This window comes from Blautia faecicola (assembly GCF_004123145.1).
Lineage (GTDB): Bacteria > Bacillota > Clostridia > Lachnospirales > Lachnospiraceae > Oliverpabstia > Oliverpabstia faecicola.
In genome coordinates this window covers 510,374-531,317 of sequence record NZ_SDKC01000001.1, presented here as the reverse complement: position 1 = coordinate 531,317, position 20,944 = coordinate 510,374, and the positions used below count along the sequence as shown (strand labels likewise).

Here is a 20,944-nt window from a genome sequence, read left to right as displayed (position 1 = left end):
CAAGTATTCCCGCAAAAATCTTGTTTTTTATTGCCTTCGTTCTTCCATATTTAGTGGCAAAAAAAAACATCCTCTGTTCCCGGGCGGAACTCTCCGGAAAATATACCAGCTACCAAAAAACCTATGATCACTGCCATTAACAGTACATAAGTTTGTGCGTACATTGTCATCGTAGTCCAGGAATCTTTTGCTTCGAACATAAAAGGTATTTCTATCTTTTTATAAACGCTTTCCAGATAACTTCTCTTTTCAGGTGTAGTACCATACTCTTCCACTATTTTCTTCATATTGTCCTGATAGATTGTATAGATATTCTGTAGCTGTTCATCTGAAAGCTGATATACTACACTTTCATTCCATTCTGAATCTGGAGTCATTATGCCAATTACAAAACTATAAATATCATAATATGACTGTACTGTTTTTCCATATTCTGTATTTGGTATTTCATCCGGATATTTGGCAGATATCGTCTTGTAATCATTTATTACTTCGGAAATTTTCTCCGCTGTAAGTTCCCCTTTCCATTGATTGATATTTTCAGCCAGAAGCCGTCCCGATTCAATCCCAGTGTGATTTTGCCCCTCTTCATCCACATAGCGCATACTTCCGATTGCCATACCGGAATAAATAATCGTCACCACAAGCACTGCCGCAAGCAAAACCTGATTAACCCGCTTAGAAAAGATCTTTTTCAACTCATATTTGAACATCATCTTTATCACCTGCCTTTTCTCCAAAATACAGAAGAAATGCATCCTCCAGTGTTGTCTCCACCTGTACTGCATTCCTTGCCGGCGGCGTCTTTGAAAGGACTCTTAGTTCCACTCCGTCGGCAACTGTCCTTACATTTCCAGTCAGATATTTCTTCATATAATTATTCAGTTCCCTTTTAGGAACAGTACAATTCCATACTGACATATCCATAGACAAAATAATCTCATCCGATGTTCCTGTATAGAAAAATTTTCCTTCTTTCATCAATATGATTTCATTTGCCACGTATTCGACATCTGACACAATGTGGGTAGACAGCAGGACAAGGCGGTCTTCCGACAATTCACTGACCAGATTTCGGAACCGGATTCTCTCATTCGGATCAAGACCGGCGGTTGGCTCATCCAATACTAATATCCGCGGATCATTCAACATCGCCTGAGCAATTCCGACTCTCCGGATCATTCCCCCTGATAAAGTGCGCATCTTTTTTTTTCGCTTTTCAGCCATCCCGACCTGCTCTAGCAGTTTTAAAGCCCTTTTCTTTGCCACGATGGGACGGAGTCCTTTGATGGATGCAATATACATCATGTAGTCATACACTGAAAGATCCGGATAAAACCCGTAATTCTGCGGCAGATAACCGAGTATCCCTCTATAAGATGCTCCCAAACTGAAGATATCCTTTCCATTCCACAAGATTTCTCCGCTTGTCGGATTTATCGCTGTACACAGCATCCGCATCAAAGTGGTTTTCCCCGCTCCGTTTACTCCCAATAACCCATATACACCTTTCTCCATAGAATGTGTTACGTGATCTACTGCATGTACATCTCCATAAGCTTTTGTTACATTTTTAAATTGCAGTTCCACTCGACTTCACCTCCCAGTTTATTTCGCAGTTACATTGCGATTTGTGAACACAAAAGATCAGATAACCAAACGATATGATCAGCAAGCCAACCCAGATCGGTACCGAAATTTTCTGATAAATAGAATCTGTGGACACAATCAGCGTCCAAATCAGTATGCAGGATATACTTAGAAAAACAGCAATATGCTCCATATCATTCCATTTGCTATACAATAGTCGGAAACAGATACAACAGGAAACATTAAGCGGCACTAGAAAATCTATGATGATCCGGTATGCCGAAATCTGTAGTGTATAAACTGAAATACTGAAAAAAGCTGTAATCATAACCAGATCCACTGCTGCAAATAGCAATGTCCTTGCAGCACAGATCTGGCGCAGTGAATAGAATGCCGTTTTTTCGATCTCGACTGCAGAAAATCTCCGGTTCTTCCAGATTTCAGGTACGATCATCACAGAAAACATCACCGACATAGCCCCCAGTGTCCGCTCTGTATTTGCTCCTCCATCTGAGTCCGCCAGCAGAATCCAAAGCAGAAACAGGATTCCTCCCTGCAGGGCCCACCATCTTTTCTTGATAAATTTGAACTGCTCAAATAAAAATTCGAAATATGACGCCCGTCTGTTATCCTGACGGCTCACAATGTCTGAACACCGTTCCATTACTGTGCAAACTGCCGTTTCCTGTATATATTCCTTCTGTATCAAGGATTTATACTCCTTGATTTTTCTCTGATACTGCTTCAATCTCTTCCCTCCTCCAACTGTTTTGACAGTAATTCTTTTGCTTTCGAAACACGATATTTTACAAGTGATAATTTTATATGTAATAAATCAGAAATTTCTTTTTGTTTTAACCCCTGAAAGAAAAACAAGATTGCCGTCTCTTTTATTTCTTCCGGAAGCAGATCCAACGCCCGTTCTACATCAAGCCGGATTTCTATTTCTGTCAGATTATCCTTTTCTATATCCGGCAACTGATCCAATAATATTTCCTTCGTTTTTTTATAGTAGTTTTTAATGATATTTCCCGCTATGCTGTATAGATAGCTCTTCGCCTTTCCTATTTCAGCTCCGCTCATCAGCGCTCCGAAAAACCTCACAAAAGTTTCTTGTACCATATCTTCTGCACATTCTTGATTGTGGATGTGCAGAAAGCAATATTGATAGATAAAAGAATAATATTTTTCAACAAACTGATTACCTGCATGGTTGTTGCCGTTTCTGATTTTCTGTAGTAATAAGAAGTCAGAAGTCATCTCATTCCTCCTTCCTCATTTGCCCCCTATATTTTACCCTCCTATATACTAAGACACCTAACAAGCATAAAAAGTTAGTTAAAGATAAATTATTTTTTAATTTTTATTTTAGAGTCTCGATATACTCCTCCAGACACAATCCTTTTTTCTGCATTTCCAGGGCAGCATCCACCCCTACATACCTATAATGCCAGGGTTCATTGTTCACTCCTGTAATTTCTATCTTATTATCAGGATACCTTTTAATAAAACCATATTTATATGCATTATTGGCAAGCCATGTATAAACAGCATCCGAAGAACACTTGGACGTATCCGCATTGATATCAACGGCTATCCCAAGTTCATGCTCACTTGTTCCAGGTTCGGCAACATATTCTTTCGCAAGTTTTTTTGCCTCCCCACGTGAATAGCCTTCATCCTGATACTGCTGAATTCTCTCATTCATAATATCTTTCTGATCCTGAGTTGTCCTGTACCCTTCCCTTACAAATAATTCAAGTCCCTCAGCTCTGGCATCATCAAACATCTGCTGAAGCTGAGGATAGATTCTCGAATCCACTTTTTCTCCGTTTGATAATTCTGTGAGTTCTACCTCATAATTACGGGGAACACAATAATCGTCATTTACAAGAATCAAGTTCCATCCAAAAGAAGTATCAGCTTCCCTTCTAAATAGATTGAAACTGTTAATCATCGGAATTTCACCCTGAATCGCCATATACGAAACAGCCCGCAAAAGCACAAATCCCAATATAAACACTAAAGCAACCACAGCGATTTGCTTCAAAAGTCTCTTTCGCCTGGTATACCGTTTATAACTTCTCATGTTTATCACCTTCAATCTGCTTTCAAATTTAATAATCTATATTTTATGACAATTCAGCATATAGAAAAGTTAGTTATTCGTGAAAATTATTTTTAAATTTAGAACTTGCATAACCACTACGATGTAAAAACAGTTTAGAGGCATTTATGACAGAGATTGATTTTATCTGGTTTTCGACTTTCTCCACGAAAGTGGCAAAAAATACCTGGCTACGAATTCCTTCGCTTAGGGCAAATCTGAAATCCTGAACGCTTTTATTCCTGTAGCCGACAAATTTGTCATCAACATAAGGCAAAAGCTTCATTGAGGAATCTATTTCATTTTTCAAGCGCAGAAAACACTCTCTGCGAGAGAGCAACGCAAATTCTGTATTTTTCGGATGCATAATCCTTCTGATGCAAAGAAACTCGGCAGAGATCTTACATTACGCCCGGACTGGGAAAAAGTGAAAGTCCGGCTCATGTATGAAATCTGCATGTGCAAATTCATGCAGAACCCGGAACTCCGGGATAAACTTCTTGCAACCGGAGAGTCCACACTTATTGAAGGAAACAACTGGGGTGACTATTTCTGGGGCAAAGTCAATAACTGCGGAGAAAACCAGTTAGGAATCATCCTGATGGATGTACGTGCGAAGCTGCAGTGGAATGCAGAAACAGCGCCCAATAATATACCTCAATGTCTGCAATAAAGGAAAGGATGGTCTAATAGAATGAATGAAAATGCAAAAACAAAATTAGTGCTTGAGTATACTGGCATGGATGATTTTTCCTGTCCGGTATATAAGGACCAATTCGGAAAGTTGTGGAAGGATATTGACCTTGGCAAAGAGCCTGAACCGAATCTTTATTCTTTATCTTTTAACCATATTGATGGAGAACCTTCCCATCCCATACAGCAGGAGTACACATTTCATCCGGCTCCGTATCAAAGAAGTTCCTATGAATTCGAGTACCGGATGTTAAGTAAATTACAGTCTGACTGTGAATACTATCTGGGCTACGGAAATCGCAGTCCGTCTATCCTATGCAATCATAGCGTTCAAAACCATATTGCCCGTATGAAAGAATTATGGAATGGTTTTCCCACAGATCAGAAACCGGAATGGCTGACCTGGGAACAGCTTCTTCAGTACGAAAAAGTAATGACAGAAACCGGAATACCCGTGAAGAACTGCTCAGACTAGACAATTCATCATTTATCAGAAATTACCCTCTATATTATCCATTCATATTTTGATATAATAGGAACAGTTGAAAGAAAGGAGCATTTCCCATGTATCTGAAAAGAAAAGTTTACGATCAGCTTCTGGATTGGAAAAACGATACCGTCCACAGCACCTTGGAAGTGAATGGTGCCAGACAGGTCGGAAAAACATATATTATCAATAAATTTGCGGATGAGAACTTCAGGCACAAGATCTACATTAACCTGTTTGATTTGTCCGGCAAACAATTTATGGAATGTTACAAAAAAGCCACAGACTGGACTCCCGGTACAAAACGACCGGAGCAGCCGCTTCACGATGCTTTTAAACTCTTCGATCCGGATTTTGAAGATACCAACGATACAGTCATCATTATTGATGAAATTCAGGAATCCTCAGAGATATTCAACCGTATCCGAGAATTTACCCGCTATTTTCAAGCGCATTTCATTGTAACTGGAAGTTATCTGGGACGTGTACTGGAACCGGAATTCAAATTCTCCAGTGGAGATATTACCAGTATCCGTATTTATACCCTTTCCTTTAAAGAGTTTTTGGAAGCATTGGATGACCAGCTTTTTCAGAAATATCTATCACTTCCACTGGATCATGCAGATGACACCGTACCGGAACTATATGACGAATTAAAGAATGTTTACGACATCTATAGACAGATTGGCGGCTATCCAAAGGTTGTGGAAACATACCTTAACACAAAAGACGTGGAAGCAGCTCAAAAAGAGCTTGTTAGAATCATCCGCATTTTCTTAAACGAATCTATGCGGTACTTTGATGACATCACAGATATTAGTGTTTTTACCAACATCTTTTTAAGCATCTGCCGTATTCTGCTTCGTGAAAAGAAAGGATTAGATGAGGACAGTATAAGTGAAGAACTGCAAAAGCTCGTTACAAAGAATTACTCCAGTAATCTTTCTAAAGCAACCTGCTATCGTGCTATCAACTGGCTTTATCATTCTGGAATCATCGGTTTCTGTGGCAAAATCACAGAACTGGACATCCTGAATTTCAAACCGGGAAGCCGCTGCTTCTTCATGGATCTTGGAGTTGCATATTATTATCTCTCCAGAACTGGTGCTACTGTATCAACTATGGATGGCTCATTGAACGAAAACTATGTTTACATTAACTTGTCCAAACGCCAGGAATTCCCGGAAGAAATTATCTTTGAGACACCGGCTTTTGCTACTTATAAAGGTGGTGAAATTGATTTTGTAGCTCAGACATTGAAAACTCACATCCGCTATCTGATTGAAGTTAAAGCCGGTAAGGGAACTGCATCTACTGCCTTGAAGGCATTGGAACAGGGGAAGGCCAATAAACTACTATATCTGAAAGGTGATACCAAAGGCGGAACCGCTGGGAATGTACAAACACTTCCTATCTATCTGCTAGAACAATATCATTTTTAATCAAAGAAAGAATACTTCGAGCCGCCCATAAGGACGGCTCTTTTCATCTATATTCTTGTATATTTATTTTACTAACAGCGCATCATTCTTTGAAAGAAGATATATACAGTATTGATTCATACTGATGCCTTCTTTTTTTGAGTGTTCCGCCAGATCCCGGTGTAAGCTGCGTGGCATCCTTATTTTAAACTGTCCCGAATACTCTTCCAGGCTTCCCGGTTCGTGAATCTCAATCCCTTCTTCCAGTGCAGCTTCTAACCATGCTTTTTTTGCATCCGCTGCATTTTCAACTGCCCTTTCTATCGTCTCTCCACAGGTGATGCATCCCGGCAGTTCCGGATAAGAAACCACAAATCCACCTTCATCCTTATCTTCCACAATTTCCATGCGATAGGACATTGCCAAATAATCATTCAGTGTCTTCATCGTTTTTCGCCTCACTTTCTACAATCTGCTTTACCATTTCAACATAAATTTTCTTGATTGGTTCGTGTTTCGGTATTGTTATCGGCTGGCATCCCGCTTTACGGAATGTATAATGGCTGCTCCCACTTCTCGGAGCATTTATCTCATATCCATAACTTTCTAATACTTTTCTTAATTCATCAAAACGAAGGTCTTTCGATAATGAGCAAATTCTTGTCAATAGTTTATCCCATTTCGACATCTTTAATGCCTCCTATCTATAGTATATGTGGTGTCATATGTGGTGTCAATCTGTTTTTCATCTTTCTTGGTCAAATAAGGGATGTAGCTCTTTCTTAGCATCCGCTACAAATGCTTCTTTCCTCGCACTTACCATATATATCTTCCAGAGCATCAAATGCAGGATTTCCGCATCCACCACACTGCATTTCTTTTGAACCATGCGGACAAACGGGCAGATTACTGTATCTGACAGCTTTTCCCCTTTAAGCAGCAGCTCCCCATCCGTTCCATATACTTCATACAGACATTCCAGAATACTCCCCAGATCTGTCACAAATCGGAAGGCGGGCTTTACATATTTCTTTTTGGCTTCCATCATCTATCTCCTCTACATCCGAACAGTCAGCCCGCCGAGGCGTGTCTTCGAAAGTCCCACAAGATACCAGTTCTCGTCCATTTCAATCCGAACCGGAATCCATACATCCCTTACCTTCACATCAAAGCAGTCTCCACAATGCAGTCCCCCATAATAGGATTCAATACCAAACCGGATATCATATCTTCCCATAGATGGATCATAAATCAAAGTACCTATTCTTTTTTCACTCATATTGCTTTCCTCCTGAAATTCTTTGTTCTATATAAGTAATAGGGCTTTCATTCTAGGTATTGGAAAGTTCCGGATATTTTTCATAAAAAGTTTTACGATACCGGTAAAAAGTCGAGTGTGTCATTCCCAGACTCTTCCGAAGCTACGTCGGTGTCATTTTTCCGGAAATAACGCTCTGGAAGTTCTCGTCAAAGGTTTCCTGCTTCATCACGCTTGGTCTTCCATAATCATCCCATTCACCCCGCAATTTCTTCGCTTCTATACCTTCCCGCTGTCGCTTCTCCTTTTTCTCCAGCTCTGCCTGCGCCATAGAAGCATAAAGCTCCAGCATCATGTTATTGATTGTTTCCAGCATCATCCTTGCCATCGCATTATCCATCACAGATAAGTCCATAAGCGTAGTCGGCAGTTCCAAAACCATAAGCCGCACTCCCATGTCCTTGATCCGCTGGATCTGCTGCATGGTGTCATGCTTGTTTCTCCCCAGTCTGTCCAATTCTGTAACAATCAAAATATCTCCCAGCCGCAGGACATCCTCCACTAAAACGGTATATCTCGGACGATTAAAATTCTTCCCTGTCTCCTGATCCGTAAAAATATTCGTAAGTGCCATCTCATGCTCGTTACAGTACCGCTCAATTTCCTGTATGCCACGATCAAGATGCTGCTCCTTTGTACTGGTGCGGTGATATCCATATATCTGCATCCACATTTCTCCTTTCCCTGTCCCAAAATATCCACACTTTTGTTGGCATATCTCAAAACTGTGTGTGTAACCTTTTTAAGATATAATCCCCCTTTCCGGAACGTACTTCTAAAATGTATACATTTTGGGATATGTTTCTTTTCTATTTCTGTACGTACCAGAGCCGAAAAGTGCAACAAATATGACAAAAAACTCCCAGAGGATGTTACTCCCCTGAGAGTGGTTGAAACTTATAGCCCACACCTCGGACGGTGCGGATGTAATTCCAGTTCCGTGAATCTACTTTTAACTTTTTACGAAGCTGGCTAATGCAGCACATAACCGCATTAGCACAGTCAATCGGTTCTTCCTTCCAGACATTACGATAAATCTCCTCGTGAGAGAATACCCAGCCAGGATGTTCTGTTAGATATTTTAGTACCGTAAATTCTTTCAGACTCAATTCAATCTTTTGATCATTCATAAAAACAGTATGACAGCGAATATCTATCTGTAGGTTTTTGTCTTTGTAATGCAATTTACTTTCCTCCTAATCTGTTTCACCTTATCACAGCTAATCTAAAATGCTATTATTAGACTGCCAAAACTCAAATTCAAAACCAGAGCAATGCTTTACCTGCAAATAGTCTGGTAATAGACCAGTAGAATCGCAATAGCTGCAAGAGCCAGAAACGGCAAACACATAATTACCGGGGCAGAGTGAAGTGATAAATAAGAACCACTGATTTTTTAGCATTTCAGCCGGATATACAAGCCATCCCCATAGATTGGTGACCGTTACTGTTAAAATTACAGCACTGCCTATATATGTGGCAGCTCCTTTCCGGGTAAAGTTAAAGTCGCAGACCTTTACGACCTACGGCTTAATAGTACGAAAAGACATTAACTTTTCTGTAAAAGAATTTGATGTACTTTATATGCTATATTCTAATCCAGGGATGGCTTTTACTAAACAACAGATTTATGAAGCAGTTTGGCATGAAAAAGCAAATGGTTATTTCCACGCCGTGGAAAACACTATTTTTCAAATACGCAAGAAGATAAAAAAGTATTCCAGCGACAAGAATTACATAAAAACAGTAGTTGGATATGGGTATAAATTTGAAGTTTAATCTGCAGGATATAAGGAGCACCGGGTTTGAGGGAGATTCCCCACTAAGAAAATTTCTATGTTCTGGCTACAAAGCCGGAACATAGGTCGGCATCCATCCCTGTTTCTTCCCAATCCTGCAGACCTAATAAGAAATCAGCTAGTGACTTCTTCATCAAAAGTCTTTTTTTAGAGAAATAATCCATTTTTCAATAGCATCCGCCAAAACTATCTGCTGTTGCAATACTGCCATACCAGTCTTAGGGATTTCCGGATCATTCTCTTTCTCTCGAAGATTTTCCTCCAGATAAGTTTTTAATATTTCAATATTTTCCTCAATACTGGCAATACATGATTGTTGACTTTCAGGCGGTAACTTATCCAAATTTACAATTACTGCATTAAAATCTAAAAAAAAGTGAATGGGTTTAGAGGCTGTTTCCATCATAAGCTTTACAAATTCTTTTTCGCCTTCATCTGTTAATGAATAAACTGCTTTTTCAGGCATCTTACCTTCTTTCACAATTTCTCCTTTAATGAAGCCTTTTTCCTCCAACTGAATTGCTTTTTTGTAAATGGATGGTGTACTGATTTTTACCCATTTTGATATATTACGATATTCCACTAATTTTTGAATATCATAGGCTCCCATCGGTTCCTTTTTCAATATTCCTAACACAATTAAATCTATTGTAGCCATAGTTCACCCACTTTCTATATCCACGAAAGCTATAAAATACTTACGGTTATATATACTGTAATTTATAGTATTTGATTTTATACCTCTTGTCAAGGAAATTGCAGGATACACGCTTGACAACTACTATAAATTATAGTAGTATTCTCTCACGTAGTATACTATAATTTATACTACTATAATTTATATTCTTAATTGAAAGGAGTATTTGAAATGAACAAGAATAACAACAAAATGGATTTATTAGGAAATGCACCTGTTCCCCAAGCACTAATGGCTCTTGGTATACCGATAATGATTGGTATGCTTATTAACGCTCTCTACAATTTGGTGGATGCTTATTTCATAGGAGGACTTGGCGAGAGTCAAATGGGTGCAATTTCCATTGCGTTTCCTTTAGGACAAGTAGTTGTTGGTTTAGGTCTGATGTTTGGCAATGGTGCCGCCTCCTACTTATCAAGACTTTTAGGGCGAGGAGATAGGGAAGCTGCAAGTAAAGTCGCCAGTACTGCATTATACAGCAGTGTTTGTATTGGCGCAGTTATTATTATCGGAACTGCAATTTTTTTGAAACCTATTTTAACCATGTTAGGTGCAACAGACACGATTATGCCATACGCCCTTTCTTATGGAAGAATCTATGTTATTTCATGTATTTTCAATGTATTTAATGTAACGATGAACAATATCGTTGCAAGTGAAGGCGCCGCAAAAACAACTATGTGTGCATTATTATTAGGAGCTGTATTGAATATTGGTTTAGATCCTATTTTCATCTATACTCTCGACATGGGGGTTGATGGTGCGGCAATCGCTACAGCAATTTCTCAAATGGCTTCTACTCTTGTATATTTAATTTATGCATTACAGAAAAAAAGCGCTTTTACATTTTCCATTAAGGAATTTTGTCCTTCTAAGCAGATCATAACTGAAATTCTGAAAATCGGTATACCCACATTGACTTTCCAGCTTCTTACAAGCCTTTCTATCGCATTCATAAACCGGGAAGCTAATATCTATGGAGATGCTGTTATCGCCGGAATGGGCGCTGTTACAAGAATCACTTCAATGGGAACTCTGGTTGTGTTCGGCTTCTTAAAAGGTTTCCAACCAATTGCCGGCTTTAGCTATGGTGCCAAAAAGTTTGATCGGCTCAGGGAAGCAATTAAAACTTCTATCTTATGGTCAACAATATTTTGTGTAGTTGTGGGATTGACAATAGCCCTATTTTCCACACAGATTATTTCGCAATTTACAGAAGGCAATACAGAGATGATTTCTGTAGGTCAAAAATCGCTAATGGCAAATGGATTTTCCTTCTTCGTATTTGGATTTTACACAGTGTATTCTTCTCTGTTTCTTGCACTTGGAAAAGGCACCGCCGGATTCGTTCTTGGGGCTTGCCGACAAGGTATTTGCTTTGTTCCGATCATTCTGTTGCTCCCATCATTCTGGGGCATAAATGGAATACTATATGCACAACCGATTGCCGATGTAATTTCTGCTATTGTTACTGTGTTTATGGCTCTACATCTTCATAAAGAACTGGCAACAACAAAAGAGCATTAAAGCATCAGGCAACATAATAGATCAACACCGTCTGCCGCTTCGAACTGAGGCAATATCACCCTTCAAAAAACAATCACTCCCAGAGGATGTTACTCCCCTGAGAGTGATTGCAGCCTTTGTTTAAGATAACTTACTCAATTATCTGGAATCTCTGGATACACTGAAGCAATGTACTTACCAGTTCCTGATACAGATCTTCATCAAATCTGCCATTCACAATCGCATTCTTAATTAAAAGCGGCTTATATATCTCTAAAATCTTCAGTACCGCATCTGCATTTCCTTCTTTTGCCTTTAAAAGTAATCGTTCAAAATTCATTAGTTTTCACCTCCCATCACCTTGCGGATCTTCCGGATTGCATAATAATAAATACCCTTGCATCGCTCCTCTGATAACCCGTTTAGCCTGCTCATTTCCTCAAAAGTACGTTCTTCAAACACATGCTGGTAAATCAGCTTCCGTTCTTCATCCCGCAGCGTATGAAGCGCTTTCATCAGTCTTTCATCTGACATCTTATTCCATTCTGGATATTTCCCCTGTGCCTCCTGCAATAAAAGCTGCTCCCTCGTTTGGTTCTCCAGCAATTCTTCGATTACAATTCTTGCCTCCATCTGTCCAATATCCTCCAACAGTTCTTCTGCATCAGCCATCTGGATTTTCTTCTCCAGATAATCATGTCGTTTTCCACGGACAAACTGTATCAGATATGCTGTAAAGTGATTTTGTATCTTTGATCCTGTATATGTTTTTTTGTTCATTTGTTTTATCCTCCGAAATTTTTTATCACGTTCCAAAAAATTCCGAGGATGGCGGTGAGCGGCAACAAAACGTGACACTGCCTTCATTTTTTCGAAAAAAAGAAAGGCTGGACCACTCTATTCGTAGTCCAGCCGATACTTCTCTTTCTATGTAATTGTGTAGGATATGCGATGATAGTATCTCATATACTGCATATTCTAACTTCTCTCCGACACATTGTATGGATAAGATTTTTTTAACAGATTCAGTTCCTCTTTGGCTTTTATCTTATGCTGTCCATTCATGTCTGTCGTACTTACTTCCATGTTTCTCTATTTGTGCATGTGTTATCCTGCTTATCATAACGCACTTTAACGCATTTCGTATAGTGTTAATCTACGATAAAATATATGCATTAAGTGAGGTGATATAGATGGTGAAAAAATTATTGGGAGATGCAGTCAGGGAAGAACGTCTCCGCCGCAATCTTTCGCAAAACATTCTTGCGGAACAGGCAAAAATTTCTTTACGGACTGTCTCTGATATTGAAAACTATATTGGCAATCCACAGTTGGAAACACTTTATGCCTTGGCAACTTACTTACATATTTCCATAGATGCTATATTTTCTAACCAGAAAACGAACCCGGATTCTACCATGCAGCAAATCATGGCAGAACTAAATTCCTGCCCGGAGGAGCAGAAACAGCTTGCCCTTTCTACACTGCGTGGACTTCTGGATGGATTCAAGAACCTAAGTTAAGGCTCTCCCGTATCCTTCATCATCTACACATTATACAAAGACAATCTGTGAGTAATCTGTGAATAGTCTGTGAGTTTTCTGTCTATTCCCATTCTGATACAAAGAACAGGAGAGTACACTGCCATAAGCATGTGTATCTCTCCTGCTTTTTTATGCCCTGCGAAATGCACTGATAGCATCCACTACATTCTGTCTCATAGTCTGATCCATCCGCAGCGGTTCTTCTTCCATCAAATCAACTTCTGTGGGCATTTCTCTATTTATCTTAGAAACGTCCTGCCCTTCCAATACCTTTCTTACTTCTTCCCGGATGATTTGCTGCATCATTGGCCGGAGCATATCCGGTTCCATGCTTATACTGCCATTACCTGTCTCATCCGTTCTTCCCGTATATGCCAGAATTGCCGCAACGATCAGTTTTGCTTTTTTCTCTGTCGTATTCAGAAGTTCTGTCACATACACGTGATCTGGATCCGACTTATCAAAACCAATAGTGAATACAAACGGATTTTTCTTTCCCATAAAATCACACTCCAGCCTGTGTCATGCGATACAAAAGATCATATCCATCGGCATTTGCTTTCATATCCCGGATAAAGGTATGTTTTCCCAACCGGTCTGCCTGCTCCAGAAATCGTTCCAGAAGCACTGCTCCGCCGCCGATAAACACCGTATAAGTAGATTTTGTATCAATGCCCCGCTCTCGGATGCTGTTCAGAAGATCGGTAACAAAATTCTGAACCATGGTTTCTACTGCCTGTACAACAGCTTCCTCATAATACTGCGTTTTTCCCTTGATGATACTGTCGATATCTGCCTCCTCCAGAAGCATGTCATATTCACTGTTAATACTGGAAATGATATCGTTATACATGGTAATCACACCTTTTTCCAGAGAATCACAATAATCCATATCCGGTCTGCCACTTCTCATCAGAAGATAATCAGAAGTAAATCCGCCAATATCAATCCCTACGACTTTCGGAATCTCACGGATTTCCATCATCCTCGTCATCATGGCTGCATAATCCTGCGGAAACGCCATTACATTCTGTATACAGAGGTGATAGACTTTATCGTTGAAGCACAGTTCCTGCACCTTCCCGTCCCCTTTGAAATAGCGTTCATATCTCTCACAAAGCTCTGCAAAATGCTTCGGCGGAAGCCCAATCGGAAGTTCCACCTGAATGACATCCTCCGGCTGGATCTGGCTTTTCTGCTCCAGCTCCATTGCAATGGCAAATAAGGTCAGAATCCAGAATCGGTTCCGGCTGTCCTGCGTCTTGTCCCTCTGGTACGGAATCCGCTTCTCACTAAGGGTATAATACTTTCCCTGATATTTCAGATACTTCTCTCCCCTGGCAGGCTTTTTATCCTGTTCCGTCAGTCCTGTGGTAAAGATAAAATGACAGGTTTTCATGTTCCGGTTCCCGTGATCCACGGCTACTCTTAATTTTTTAATCATAATGATTTCACTCCTTTGTATTTGATACTTATTCTGTACGTAGGAGGTACCTAGAGTGCAACTCTTTATAATCCATTTTCTTATTTTACCAATCAAAAAATTCAAAAAACAAAAATTAAAAATTATCTTTTTTAATTTTTTAAATAAATGCAACCGTTACAATATTTACTGTGTATCTTATTACAAAGGGAACCTTGGAAAGGAGTCGTGTACATATATGAAGGCTTATAAAAAAATAATCAGTTTTATCCTAACACTCGTTATGATGCTGTCGCTAAGTGTTAATGTTTTTGCAGCAGAGCCGCTTACAGATGACCCTAATATGATTGAATGGAAGTACACTGTGTTTGCTGACGAAAGCCTGCAGAAAGTTGTTGAAGAAGGTGTTATTCCAAATGCATATGCCCGATATACTTGGCGCGGAATCACATTGAAAAATGGCGAAGTCGCCATATTAACACCATCAAATAACAGTATGGGACTTTATTGTAATAGCGGCAGATACATAACTATAAATTACACTTTGAGCCGTTCTGCTTTTCATCGTTCAAGAGTACGCGCATACGTAGCTGGACCTTCATCAGAATTTGTGCGTGAGATTACAGCAAGTGGTTTGCGTTCAGGATTTACGACACAGGCAACAGATTACTATTACGGCATGGTAACTAATCTGTCCTCTGATGCCTTTACAATCAAATCATTTTCTATTACATTTTAATAGTGGAAAATATTTCAAGTGCTGGTGAGTACTTATCCTGATTTTAATTGAAGCTTTTTAACTTGGTTTCTCGGTTCCCTTTTTTGAAAATACACATTCCCATTATTAAACCACTGCTATAGTATTCACTGAATTTATGAGGTAGAAGCATGTTATTTAACATAGATGAGAAACAACTGATGCTCGAACTAAAAAATAAAGATGAGCGCGCTTTAAAAATATGTATGAACAAATACTACAGATATGTTGTATACATAGTCGAGAATATTATTGGAAGTGCTTTGCCATATGAAGACAAGGAGGAGGTCGTGTCTAATGTTTTTGTAGCTCTATGGAATTACAGTGCAGATTTAGATACAGATAACTACAGCACATTCAAACCCTATTTAGGAACAATCGCAAGAAACATGGCAAAAAACGCATTACGAAAAACCTCTAAGATGCATTTTGAAAATTACGAAGATGCGTTTCAGGTTGGAACGAACGAACATATTGAATACGGGCCGTTAAAAGAAGAAGTAATCAAATGCTTAAAAGAAAGCATATATGAACTATCAGTTGACGAAAGAAAATGTTTTATCTCGTACTACTATTACACTAAGACAATCGCTGTAATAGCAGAAGAAACCGGATTAAAAGAATCTACAGTAAAATCCAAACTGTTACGCGGACGTAAAAATTAAAACTAAAAATGGAAAAGAAGGGATTTAGATATGAAGACTGTAAAATTTTCTTTGAATGAGTTAATGAGTGAAATTGATGAATCTTTTATTGAGGAAGTGTATTTTCATGATTGCAATAAAATACTGAAAAAATATTCCAAACAAAAGATACGTCAAAATGTATTTTGTAAAACAGCTTCAAAACATAAGCCTTTAAAGTTCACTTATAGAACTGCAATTATTGTAACTGTGGTTTCAGTGTTTTTGTGTATGCCTGTATATGCTGCAATCAGTCATCTGTTAACATCGGCTTTAATTGATGACAGCAATCGACATTTAATCGGGACAGAAACCAATGATAGAAGCTACATCATATTAAAAGACGGTGTATATACCAATGAAAAGGGGAAAGTTGTTGATATTGAGGAATTAGCCAAATCTTCATCAGAATTTCCTGAAAGCAGAATTGTTAAAAGCAGTCTGATGCCTAATTTCATACCATCATCAATAGTAGAGATTCCTACTGATAAATCAGATGAAATGTATATCATTCCAGAAATAATTCTAATCAACAATTCACTTTGTGTACTTACACAAGACAATGGAAAGGGATGGGAACTAACTGATAAAGATAATATAGTCATTTCGTTTGATAAATATAAATCAGACATTACAGTATCCCAAGATTTGATTATCGGTTATGTAAAAGACGGGATAATGTATGAAGGAGAAGTGTTCGATGAACTGAGTGGAAAATATAGTTTCTCACCAGATGAAAAAGGGGAATATTTTTTCTATCTGCTTAGCGGAAGTTCCGATTATCTATCTCTTAAAAGCGGTAATCTGGAGGTAAATTAAATGTTGCTTTTGCGGGACTTCAGCATACCAATTAACTTTAGTATAAGGACAGGAAGACCTCTTCCGTACAGGAATAGGTCTTCTTGCTGTCTCCGTGCATGCTTTAAAGTATAAATAGGCTTTAATCTGGATACAATTTCAACTGCATCGTTGATACACGCTGTGTTTATCTCGTTTACTGTATCATTCATAAGAATTTAATTGGTTATGTTTATTGTGATGATAGAGTAGCCTTTGTTTTGAACATCTTCCTTGAAAGATTTGTAAACGATACTGTAGATTATCATATTCATTATGTCGGCGTAGATTCTTTAGATGAAGAATGTATTGAATGCAGAAAATACTCTGATTATTGTGAACATATTTTACCTGCTTTCTGGATAGATGACGATTTTTGTGAATAATGAAACACTGGTGTTTGGTTATTCAAAATTTAAGCTGATAGATACTGGTGTTAAGTATATTAATCCGAAGCATTTTTCCGTAAAAAACTTTGTAAAGTATTGCAGATTCAATAAAGAGTGAAATTACAGTAAAATAAAAGATAGTTTTTTCGTTCCTTTGTTATGCCATTGTTCTACGCCGGAATCTTTTCTGCCATCTCCGGCAGGCACTTCTCAAATAATTCCCGATATCTTCGATACCCTTCATCCCGGAGTGGACCTTGCAGTGATGTCAGAGACCAAAGGAGAAGCTCTTCCTCTTCCACAGCATACGGAGAGGTATAGACAAATTTTTTCCCGTCAAAATGCGGTTTTGATAACTTCAGTATTTCCGTAATCTCTCCTTTTGTTTCCGCCTGCATAATCATTTCCACTTTCTTCCGATGGAACTCGCAGACGATGCTCTCCAGAAATCCCTGCTTCAGATAAAATTCCGCCCTTCTATAAAGTTTTACAAGAGCCTCCACTCTTTCATCAAATAACTTGTCCTTTTCACTGACTATCATCTGTGCCAGTGCGTTTGCATGTTCCATAACCAATGCTGTTCCCATTACATTTCCTCCCATAATAAAAGCTGGCATAAGAAATTTCTTCTCACACCAGCACGATTCTTTTATTCCTCTGTGATGATCTCACTGCTTAATTTTCCATGTACCAGATAGCGATAATTCCGTCTGGAATTGACACAGGTAGACAGCGTAACTATCCGATCCGTTGCCGACAGCTCGGTGCCGGTATCATAATCCCTATAAGAAGACACCGTATCCAGAAACGTCTGAAAATCTTCCGCTTCCGGGAAATGATACCTATATCCCTCACTTCCGGTTCTTCCCGCATAGCAGGAAAAGATACGATACTTGAGGATCTTGTCCGGCAAATAGAGATAAAACTCCGGATGTTGTTCAAATAGCTCTTTGTCTTGGTACTTATCCAGAGTTCCGAACATGCTCCCGTTTTTCATATTATGCCCGTACACGATCGTATTCTGATCCGTAAAGTCCGGCTGATTATGGCAGTCCACAAAGATGCTCCCGTTGATATTGGATTCTCCCGAAAAAAGGTGATGAAGATAATATGCATTATCTTTCCCCTGTACCACCGGATAACTAATATCCAGTGCCGGAATCTGAATCCACGCTATGACATCCGGATTAACCGCTTTTAAACCTGCAAAATCAATTTCTAGATACCTATTCTTAGGTTCCTCCTTTTCTTTCTCAGACTCCGGTGATTCTTCTTCCTCTGGTTCCTGAACATATTCCTGCAGTTTCTCGTAACTTACGTCCCCTTTCTGATACTTCAGATAAGCACCAAAGAGTTTTCCTGCCGCTGCGAGAAAAACAAGCAACAGGCAGATAATGAGTCCTGCAAGAACCGTATTTCCTTTTTTTCTCATGATTGTTCTCCTTTCGGAAGAGCCGAAGTCTGTGCCCCGGTTCCTTCCTTCTGTTTGATGGCGGCTAAATAGTCATCAATCCCCTTGTGTTTCCCGTTCCACTCCCCGCTCTCGTCCATATCCCAGACCATCCGGTTCATCGGCAGGGAAAGCTCCCGGCAGATTTCATAGACCTTATTGCAGCCGTTCTGGATAATCCTCCGTTTCTCCGCCTTATGCTGGCAGATAACAGGGGAACGCTCAAAACAGACCGCACACTTACTGTCATGCTTATTGCAGGCTACTTTCATCTTCTTATCCATGTCATACGCCTCCAAAAGCTGTTTCATCCCATATCCTTTCATCCGCTCCAGCACCGGTTTCAGATTCCGGTACTGGTTCACTCCGGCAACGCACACAAAGGTAGCGCCGGACAGATAATGGGCTATGGTCCCTTTTAAGGCTCCTTCGGTCAGATAGACACGTTCTGCGGCAAGATCACCGATCACATGTACCGGACTTCCGGAGGAAACTCCCTGGTCATAATTGACACTGGACAGCCAGATATATTTTTTCGTGTCAGTCACATGATCTACCCGGATCTGAAAACCCTGGATGAACCCGTCCAAAGAAACTATGGGAATCAGGATTCCTGAGTTTTCTGCTTTGAAGTTAATCGTCCAGTTTCCGTCTGTATCCCGGTAGAATCCCGGCACGCCTTTCACCATATATCCTTCTTCTGCCAGCCTTTTGACCAGCTTCTTCATTCCAAACAGCGGGACACTCCGGTAACGCTGTGCTTCGATCTGTTCCGGTTTTAATCCTCGTCTTTGCAGATCCTCCTGATGCTTCCTGTTAAGCGTGAGCATGGACAGCATTCTCTGATACGTCCGGTGGATTTCCTCTATGGGTGCAAGCTCTGCCGTTGCCTTTTCTTCCTGTACCGGCGTTGCTTTGATATAATCCGTCCGGTATTCTCCTTTTCCTAATGCTTCCCGGATCTGCTGATTTGCTTCGGAGAGTGTAACATTGTGCAAATCCGCATAAAGCTTCAGCATCCCCCCGGACGCATCACAGCGGTTGCACCGGAATACATTCTTTTCCACATTGATATTCAGTTTTCCATGCGTCTCTCCACAAAACGGGCAGTCATAATAGTTTCCCCGCCGCTTTCTGAGATGCAGCACCTGCACCACATCCAGTATTCCATAATCAAACCCAGACATATCATAATACATCCCGGTCTCTTCCTCCTTTCCCCCGCAGAAAAAAGCTCTCTGCGGGGTTCTTCCTTAACCAGCCATCGGCATTGCTTTTTGTAAAATTACCTTTGCTGCCGCCGGAACCAGATTGTTCGGTCCGGAATATTGCTCGGCAAACCACTGGATCGTTGACGGGCTTTCAACTGCCACCTGTCCCATGGTCTTTCCGCCGTATTTTCCCTTTCCCGGAATCACAGTCCCGACTGCCATTTCATAGTTCATGTGTTTCATCAGTTCTTCTACCGGAAGGGACGTATCCAGATTCTGTAATGCTCCCTGCAGCATCTGTCCGGTCTTTGGCGGCGTAGAGGCAGCCGGAGCGGAACCGTAGCCAGGCATTTGTCCACTGCCATGGTAAATGGTGCTTCCCGCCGCCTGTGCCTGCTGATAGAACTGATTCATCATCTGCTGGCCTGCATATTCCGGCTGACCTGGCATCTCTCCATAAGTTGGCATAGGGGCATTTGGCATGACACCCGAATCCGGCATGGCTGCATTTTCCATGGCACCTGAATCCGGCATCTGTGGATTCTGATATGGAATTCCGGCATCTACCTGTGCAGGATCATTTTCCTCTCCCACATCCGCAAACTGCACACCATATCCGGCATCCGATAATGCCCTTCCTACGGCTGCTGTTTCTGCCATTTCCAGAAATTTGTCTCCAAACTTCGGGTCATCGCTCCGGAATTTCTGCGAAAAGGAATTGGCTACATAATTGTCTTCCTGATCACATTTATCCAGATAGATACGTGCTTCCACAACTGCCATGTTCTCTGTGAAAGTGATAATCCGGCTGATGATCTTTCCTGCCGGATTGACCAGACGAAACCATAGCTTCCGGTATTTCACATCCAGATAAAGCTGCTCCTCCTGCCCTTCTTCTCCAATCTTTCTTGCCAGTTCCATCGGATGGAAGCCATCCACACGGTTCAAAGCGGCAACTGCCTCTGATTTCTTATACAATAATTCTTTCATTCTCTGCTCCTTTCATTTAGAAAAGCAGACGTTCCCCTATAT

General features: G+C 40.2%; 30 protein-coding genes. 9 read left to right on the top strand and 21 right to left on the bottom strand.

From position 1 onward, the window contains the following. Positions 1 to 50 precede the first annotated feature (50 nt). From ETP43_RS02275 to ETP43_RS02250, 6 genes are all read right to left on the bottom strand, one after another. Entirely contained in the window at positions 51 to 605 is a 555-nt protein-coding gene (locus ETP43_RS02275) for a hypothetical protein (RefSeq protein WP_243114159.1), read from the bottom strand. Between the two features lie 94 nt (positions 606 to 699). Beyond that, positions 700 to 1,590, bottom strand: coding sequence for an ABC transporter ATP-binding protein (locus ETP43_RS02270; protein ID WP_008373946.1), 891 nt, complete (start codon positions 1,588 to 1,590; stop codon positions 700 to 702). After that, the gene (locus ETP43_RS02265) at positions 1,574 to 2,254 is read right to left on the bottom strand and encodes a hypothetical protein (protein WP_243114158.1); all 681 of its coding nucleotides are present in this window, start codon (positions 2,252 to 2,254) and stop codon (positions 1,574 to 1,576) included. The genes ETP43_RS02270 and ETP43_RS02265 overlap by 17 nt, the downstream gene beginning before the upstream one ends. 80 nt (positions 2,255 to 2,334) lie before the next feature. After that, positions 2,335 to 2,850, bottom strand: a complete 516-nt coding sequence (locus ETP43_RS02260) for an RNA polymerase sigma factor (protein WP_129256951.1) — start codon at positions 2,848 to 2,850, stop codon at positions 2,335 to 2,337. Positions 2,851 to 2,953: 103 nt separating this feature from the next. After that, positions 2,954 to 3,679: a M15 family metallopeptidase gene (locus ETP43_RS02255; RefSeq protein WP_008373954.1), complete on the bottom strand. Its 726-nt coding sequence runs from the start codon at positions 3,677 to 3,679 to the stop codon at positions 2,954 to 2,956. Between the two features lie 73 nt (positions 3,680 to 3,752). Then, the gene (locus ETP43_RS02250; protein WP_243114157.1) at positions 3,753 to 4,064 is read right to left on the bottom strand and encodes a hypothetical protein; all 312 of its coding nucleotides are present in this window, start codon (positions 4,062 to 4,064) and stop codon (positions 3,753 to 3,755) included. Between ETP43_RS02250 and ETP43_RS02245 the strand changes: the two genes are divergently transcribed. The 3 genes from ETP43_RS02245 (at position 4,059) to ETP43_RS02235 (ending at position 6,319) form a co-directional block, all read left to right on the top strand. Beyond that, positions 4,059 to 4,370 (top strand): NADAR family protein, encoded by a 312-nt coding sequence (locus ETP43_RS02245; RefSeq protein WP_227275533.1) that lies wholly within the window; start codon positions 4,059 to 4,061, stop codon positions 4,368 to 4,370. The genes ETP43_RS02250 and ETP43_RS02245 overlap by 6 nt on opposite strands. 21 nt (positions 4,371 to 4,391) lie before the next feature. Beyond that, positions 4,392 to 4,865 carry an LPD11 domain-containing protein gene (locus tag ETP43_RS02240; RefSeq protein ID WP_005333427.1) on the top strand — a complete coding sequence of 158 codons (474 nt, stop codon included), beginning with the start codon at positions 4,392 to 4,394 and terminating at the stop codon, positions 4,863 to 4,865. A gap of 89 nt (positions 4,866 to 4,954) precedes the next feature. Then, entirely contained in the window at positions 4,955 to 6,319 is a 1,365-nt protein-coding gene (locus ETP43_RS02235; RefSeq protein ID WP_008373962.1) for an ATP-binding protein, read from the top strand. 63 nt (positions 6,320 to 6,382) lie between these two features. On the opposite strand, the gene ETP43_RS02230 is transcribed toward ETP43_RS02235, so the two are convergent. From ETP43_RS02230 to ETP43_RS02205, 6 genes are all read right to left on the bottom strand, one after another. Then, positions 6,383 to 6,745, bottom strand: coding sequence for a type II toxin-antitoxin system HicB family antitoxin (locus tag ETP43_RS02230; RefSeq protein ID WP_005333424.1), 363 nt, complete (start codon positions 6,743 to 6,745; stop codon positions 6,383 to 6,385). Beyond that, a complete protein-coding gene (locus tag ETP43_RS02225) occupies positions 6,729 to 6,986 on the bottom strand; it encodes a type II toxin-antitoxin system HicA family toxin (RefSeq protein WP_005333422.1) in 258 nt (85 codons plus the stop codon). The genes ETP43_RS02230 and ETP43_RS02225 overlap by 17 nt, the downstream gene beginning before the upstream one ends. Before the next feature lie 57 nt (positions 6,987 to 7,043). Continuing rightward, the gene (locus ETP43_RS02220) at positions 7,044 to 7,343 is read right to left on the bottom strand and encodes a hypothetical protein (protein WP_023921564.1); all 300 of its coding nucleotides are present in this window, start codon (positions 7,341 to 7,343) and stop codon (positions 7,044 to 7,046) included. 12 nt (positions 7,344 to 7,355) lie between these two features. After that, positions 7,356 to 7,577 (bottom strand): DUF5348 domain-containing protein, encoded by a 222-nt coding sequence (locus ETP43_RS02215; RefSeq protein ID WP_008373966.1) that lies wholly within the window; start codon positions 7,575 to 7,577, stop codon positions 7,356 to 7,358. Positions 7,578 to 7,719: 142 nt separating this feature from the next. Further along, positions 7,720 to 8,283 carry a recombinase family protein gene (locus tag ETP43_RS02210; protein ID WP_330546321.1) on the bottom strand — a complete coding sequence of 188 codons (564 nt, stop codon included), beginning with the start codon at positions 8,281 to 8,283 and terminating at the stop codon, positions 7,720 to 7,722. Between the two features lie 205 nt (positions 8,284 to 8,488). Then, positions 8,489 to 8,800: a winged helix-turn-helix domain-containing protein gene (locus tag ETP43_RS02205; RefSeq protein WP_023921561.1), complete on the bottom strand. Its 312-nt coding sequence runs from the start codon at positions 8,798 to 8,800 to the stop codon at positions 8,489 to 8,491. Between the two features lie 253 nt (positions 8,801 to 9,053). On the opposite strand from ETP43_RS02205, the gene ETP43_RS02200 reads away from it, so the two are divergent. Continuing rightward, the gene (locus tag ETP43_RS02200; protein WP_005333412.1) at positions 9,054 to 9,395 is read left to right on the top strand and encodes a winged helix-turn-helix domain-containing protein; all 342 of its coding nucleotides are present in this window, start codon (positions 9,054 to 9,056) and stop codon (positions 9,393 to 9,395) included. Between the two features lie 153 nt (positions 9,396 to 9,548). Here the strand turns inward: ETP43_RS02200 and ETP43_RS02195 are convergent, their stop codons facing one another. Further along, positions 9,549 to 10,073 carry a PadR family transcriptional regulator gene (locus ETP43_RS02195; RefSeq protein ID WP_005333410.1) on the bottom strand — a complete coding sequence of 175 codons (525 nt, stop codon included), beginning with the start codon at positions 10,071 to 10,073 and terminating at the stop codon, positions 9,549 to 9,551. Positions 10,074 to 10,283: 210 nt separating this feature from the next. Between ETP43_RS02195 and ETP43_RS02190 the strand changes: the two genes are divergently transcribed. After that, positions 10,284 to 11,639 (top strand): MATE family efflux transporter, encoded by a 1,356-nt coding sequence (locus tag ETP43_RS02190; protein ID WP_129256950.1) that lies wholly within the window; start codon positions 10,284 to 10,286, stop codon positions 11,637 to 11,639. A 130-nt stretch (positions 11,640 to 11,769) separates the two neighbouring features. On the opposite strand, the gene ETP43_RS02185 is transcribed toward ETP43_RS02190, so the two are convergent. Beyond that, complete coding sequence (locus ETP43_RS02185; protein WP_005333406.1) at positions 11,770 to 11,958, bottom strand: helix-turn-helix domain-containing protein; 189 nt, start codon at positions 11,956 to 11,958, stop codon at positions 11,770 to 11,772. Further along, positions 11,958 to 12,398 (bottom strand): sigma factor-like helix-turn-helix DNA-binding protein, encoded by a 441-nt coding sequence (locus ETP43_RS02180; RefSeq protein ID WP_023921559.1) that lies wholly within the window; start codon positions 12,396 to 12,398, stop codon positions 11,958 to 11,960. The genes ETP43_RS02185 and ETP43_RS02180 overlap by 1 nt, the downstream gene beginning before the upstream one ends. Before the next feature lie 413 nt (positions 12,399 to 12,811). Here ETP43_RS02180 and ETP43_RS02175 point away from each other — a divergent pair, with 413 nt between their 5' ends. Continuing rightward, the gene (locus ETP43_RS02175) at positions 12,812 to 13,141 is read left to right on the top strand and encodes a helix-turn-helix domain-containing protein (RefSeq protein WP_129256949.1); all 330 of its coding nucleotides are present in this window, start codon (positions 12,812 to 12,814) and stop codon (positions 13,139 to 13,141) included. Between the two features lie 150 nt (positions 13,142 to 13,291). Here ETP43_RS02175 and ETP43_RS02170 read toward each other — a convergent pair whose 3' ends face one another. After that, entirely contained in the window at positions 13,292 to 13,663 is a 372-nt protein-coding gene (locus ETP43_RS02170; protein ID WP_005333400.1) for a hypothetical protein, read from the bottom strand. A 4-nt stretch (positions 13,664 to 13,667) separates the two neighbouring features. Beyond that, positions 13,668 to 14,606 carry a ParM/StbA family protein gene (locus ETP43_RS02165; RefSeq protein ID WP_020436706.1) on the bottom strand — a complete coding sequence of 313 codons (939 nt, stop codon included), beginning with the start codon at positions 14,604 to 14,606 and terminating at the stop codon, positions 13,668 to 13,670. Positions 14,607 to 14,823: 217 nt separating this feature from the next. On the opposite strand from ETP43_RS02165, the gene ETP43_RS02160 reads away from it, so the two are divergent. The 3 genes from ETP43_RS02160 to ETP43_RS02150 all read left to right on the top strand — a co-directional run bounded on the left by ETP43_RS02160 (position 14,824) and on the right by ETP43_RS02150 (position 16,844). Further along, complete coding sequence (locus tag ETP43_RS02160; protein ID WP_020436705.1) at positions 14,824 to 15,324, top strand: hypothetical protein; 501 nt, start codon at positions 14,824 to 14,826, stop codon at positions 15,322 to 15,324. Between the two features lie 149 nt (positions 15,325 to 15,473). Then, a complete protein-coding gene (locus ETP43_RS02155) occupies positions 15,474 to 16,007 on the top strand; it encodes an RNA polymerase sigma factor (RefSeq protein ID WP_129256948.1) in 534 nt (177 codons plus the stop codon). Positions 16,008 to 16,037: 30 nt separating this feature from the next. Continuing rightward, positions 16,038 to 16,844, top strand: coding sequence for a hypothetical protein (locus ETP43_RS02150; protein ID WP_005333388.1), 807 nt, complete (start codon positions 16,038 to 16,040; stop codon positions 16,842 to 16,844). A gap of 577 nt (positions 16,845 to 17,421) precedes the next feature. On the opposite strand, the gene ETP43_RS02145 is transcribed toward ETP43_RS02150, so the two are convergent. From ETP43_RS02145 to ETP43_RS02130, 4 genes are all read right to left on the bottom strand, one after another. Next, the gene (locus ETP43_RS02145) at positions 17,422 to 17,838 is read right to left on the bottom strand and encodes a hypothetical protein (protein ID WP_020436703.1); all 417 of its coding nucleotides are present in this window, start codon (positions 17,836 to 17,838) and stop codon (positions 17,422 to 17,424) included. A gap of 62 nt (positions 17,839 to 17,900) precedes the next feature. After that, positions 17,901 to 18,683, bottom strand: a complete 783-nt coding sequence (gene srtB, locus ETP43_RS02140) for a class B sortase (protein ID WP_005333383.1) — start codon at positions 18,681 to 18,683, stop codon at positions 17,901 to 17,903. Further along, the gene (locus ETP43_RS02135) at positions 18,680 to 19,900 is read right to left on the bottom strand and encodes a CHC2 zinc finger domain-containing protein (RefSeq protein ID WP_005333381.1); all 1,221 of its coding nucleotides are present in this window, start codon (positions 19,898 to 19,900) and stop codon (positions 18,680 to 18,682) included. Before ETP43_RS02135 ends, srtB begins: the two co-directional genes overlap by 4 nt. Before the next feature lie 54 nt (positions 19,901 to 19,954). Continuing rightward, a complete protein-coding gene (locus ETP43_RS02130; protein WP_005333375.1) occupies positions 19,955 to 20,902 on the bottom strand; it encodes a hypothetical protein in 948 nt (315 codons plus the stop codon). Positions 20,903 to 20,944: the final 42 nt, after the last annotated feature.

Excerpts from the sequence above, each read along its gene's own strand:
- ETP43_RS02165 (WP_020436706.1), bottom strand. The coding sequence starts at position 14,606 with ATGATTAAAAAATTAAGAGTAGCCGTGGATCACGGGAACCGGAACATG.
- ETP43_RS02240 (WP_005333427.1), top strand. The coding sequence starts at position 4,392 with ATGAATGAAAATGCAAAAACAAAATTAGTGCTTGAGTATACTGGCATG.
- ETP43_RS02250 (WP_243114157.1), bottom strand. The coding sequence starts at position 4,064 with ATGCATCCGAAAAATACAGAATTTGCGTTGCTCTCTCGCAGAGAGTGT.
- ETP43_RS02275 (WP_243114159.1), bottom strand. The coding sequence starts at position 605 with ATGCGCTATGTGGATGAAGAGGGGCAAAATCACACTGGGATTGAATCG.
- ETP43_RS02195 (WP_005333410.1), bottom strand. The coding sequence starts at position 10,073 with ATGGCTACAATAGATTTAATTGTGTTAGGAATATTGAAAAAGGAACCG.
- ETP43_RS02180 (WP_023921559.1), bottom strand. The coding sequence starts at position 12,398 with ATGAACAAAAAAACATATACAGGATCAAAGATACAAAATCACTTTACA.
- ETP43_RS02175 (WP_129256949.1), top strand. The coding sequence starts at position 12,812 with ATGGTGAAAAAATTATTGGGAGATGCAGTCAGGGAAGAACGTCTCCGC.
- ETP43_RS02160 (WP_020436705.1), top strand. The coding sequence starts at position 14,824 with ATGAAGGCTTATAAAAAAATAATCAGTTTTATCCTAACACTCGTTATG.
- ETP43_RS02215 (WP_008373966.1), bottom strand. The coding sequence starts at position 7,577 with ATGAGTGAAAAAAGAATAGGTACTTTGATTTATGATCCATCTATGGGA.
- ETP43_RS02220 (WP_023921564.1), bottom strand. The coding sequence starts at position 7,343 with ATGGAAGCCAAAAAGAAATATGTAAAGCCCGCCTTCCGATTTGTGACA.
- ETP43_RS02130 (WP_005333375.1), bottom strand. The coding sequence starts at position 20,902 with ATGAAAGAATTATTGTATAAGAAATCAGAGGCAGTTGCCGCTTTGAAC.
- srtB (WP_005333383.1), bottom strand. The coding sequence starts at position 18,683 with ATGAGAAAAAAAGGAAATACGGTTCTTGCAGGACTCATTATCTGCCTG.
- ETP43_RS02185 (WP_005333406.1), bottom strand. The coding sequence starts at position 11,958 with ATGAATTTTGAACGATTACTTTTAAAGGCAAAAGAAGGAAATGCAGAT.
- ETP43_RS02170 (WP_005333400.1), bottom strand. The coding sequence starts at position 13,663 with ATGGGAAAGAAAAATCCGTTTGTATTCACTATTGGTTTTGATAAGTCG.
- ETP43_RS02145 (WP_020436703.1), bottom strand. The coding sequence starts at position 17,838 with ATGGGAACAGCATTGGTTATGGAACATGCAAACGCACTGGCACAGATG.
- ETP43_RS02235 (WP_008373962.1), top strand. The coding sequence starts at position 4,955 with ATGTATCTGAAAAGAAAAGTTTACGATCAGCTTCTGGATTGGAAAAAC.
- ETP43_RS02255 (WP_008373954.1), bottom strand. The coding sequence starts at position 3,679 with ATGAGAAGTTATAAACGGTATACCAGGCGAAAGAGACTTTTGAAGCAA.
- ETP43_RS02225 (WP_005333422.1), bottom strand. The coding sequence starts at position 6,986 with ATGTCGAAATGGGATAAACTATTGACAAGAATTTGCTCATTATCGAAA.
- ETP43_RS02190 (WP_129256950.1), top strand. The coding sequence starts at position 10,284 with ATGAACAAGAATAACAACAAAATGGATTTATTAGGAAATGCACCTGTT.
- ETP43_RS02150 (WP_005333388.1), top strand. The coding sequence starts at position 16,038 with ATGAAGACTGTAAAATTTTCTTTGAATGAGTTAATGAGTGAAATTGAT.
- ETP43_RS02245 (WP_227275533.1), top strand. The coding sequence starts at position 4,059 with ATGCATAATCCTTCTGATGCAAAGAAACTCGGCAGAGATCTTACATTA.
- ETP43_RS02155 (WP_129256948.1), top strand. The coding sequence starts at position 15,474 with ATGTTATTTAACATAGATGAGAAACAACTGATGCTCGAACTAAAAAAT.
- ETP43_RS02210 (WP_330546321.1), bottom strand. The coding sequence starts at position 8,283 with ATGCAGATATATGGATATCACCGCACCAGTACAAAGGAGCAGCATCTT.
- ETP43_RS02230 (WP_005333424.1), bottom strand. The coding sequence starts at position 6,745 with ATGAAGACACTGAATGATTATTTGGCAATGTCCTATCGCATGGAAATT.
- ETP43_RS02260 (WP_129256951.1), bottom strand. The coding sequence starts at position 2,850 with ATGACTTCTGACTTCTTATTACTACAGAAAATCAGAAACGGCAACAAC.
- ETP43_RS02265 (WP_243114158.1), bottom strand. The coding sequence starts at position 2,254 with ATGGAACGGTGTTCAGACATTGTGAGCCGTCAGGATAACAGACGGGCG.
- ETP43_RS02135 (WP_005333381.1), bottom strand. The coding sequence starts at position 19,900 with ATGTATTATGATATGTCTGGGTTTGATTATGGAATACTGGATGTGGTG.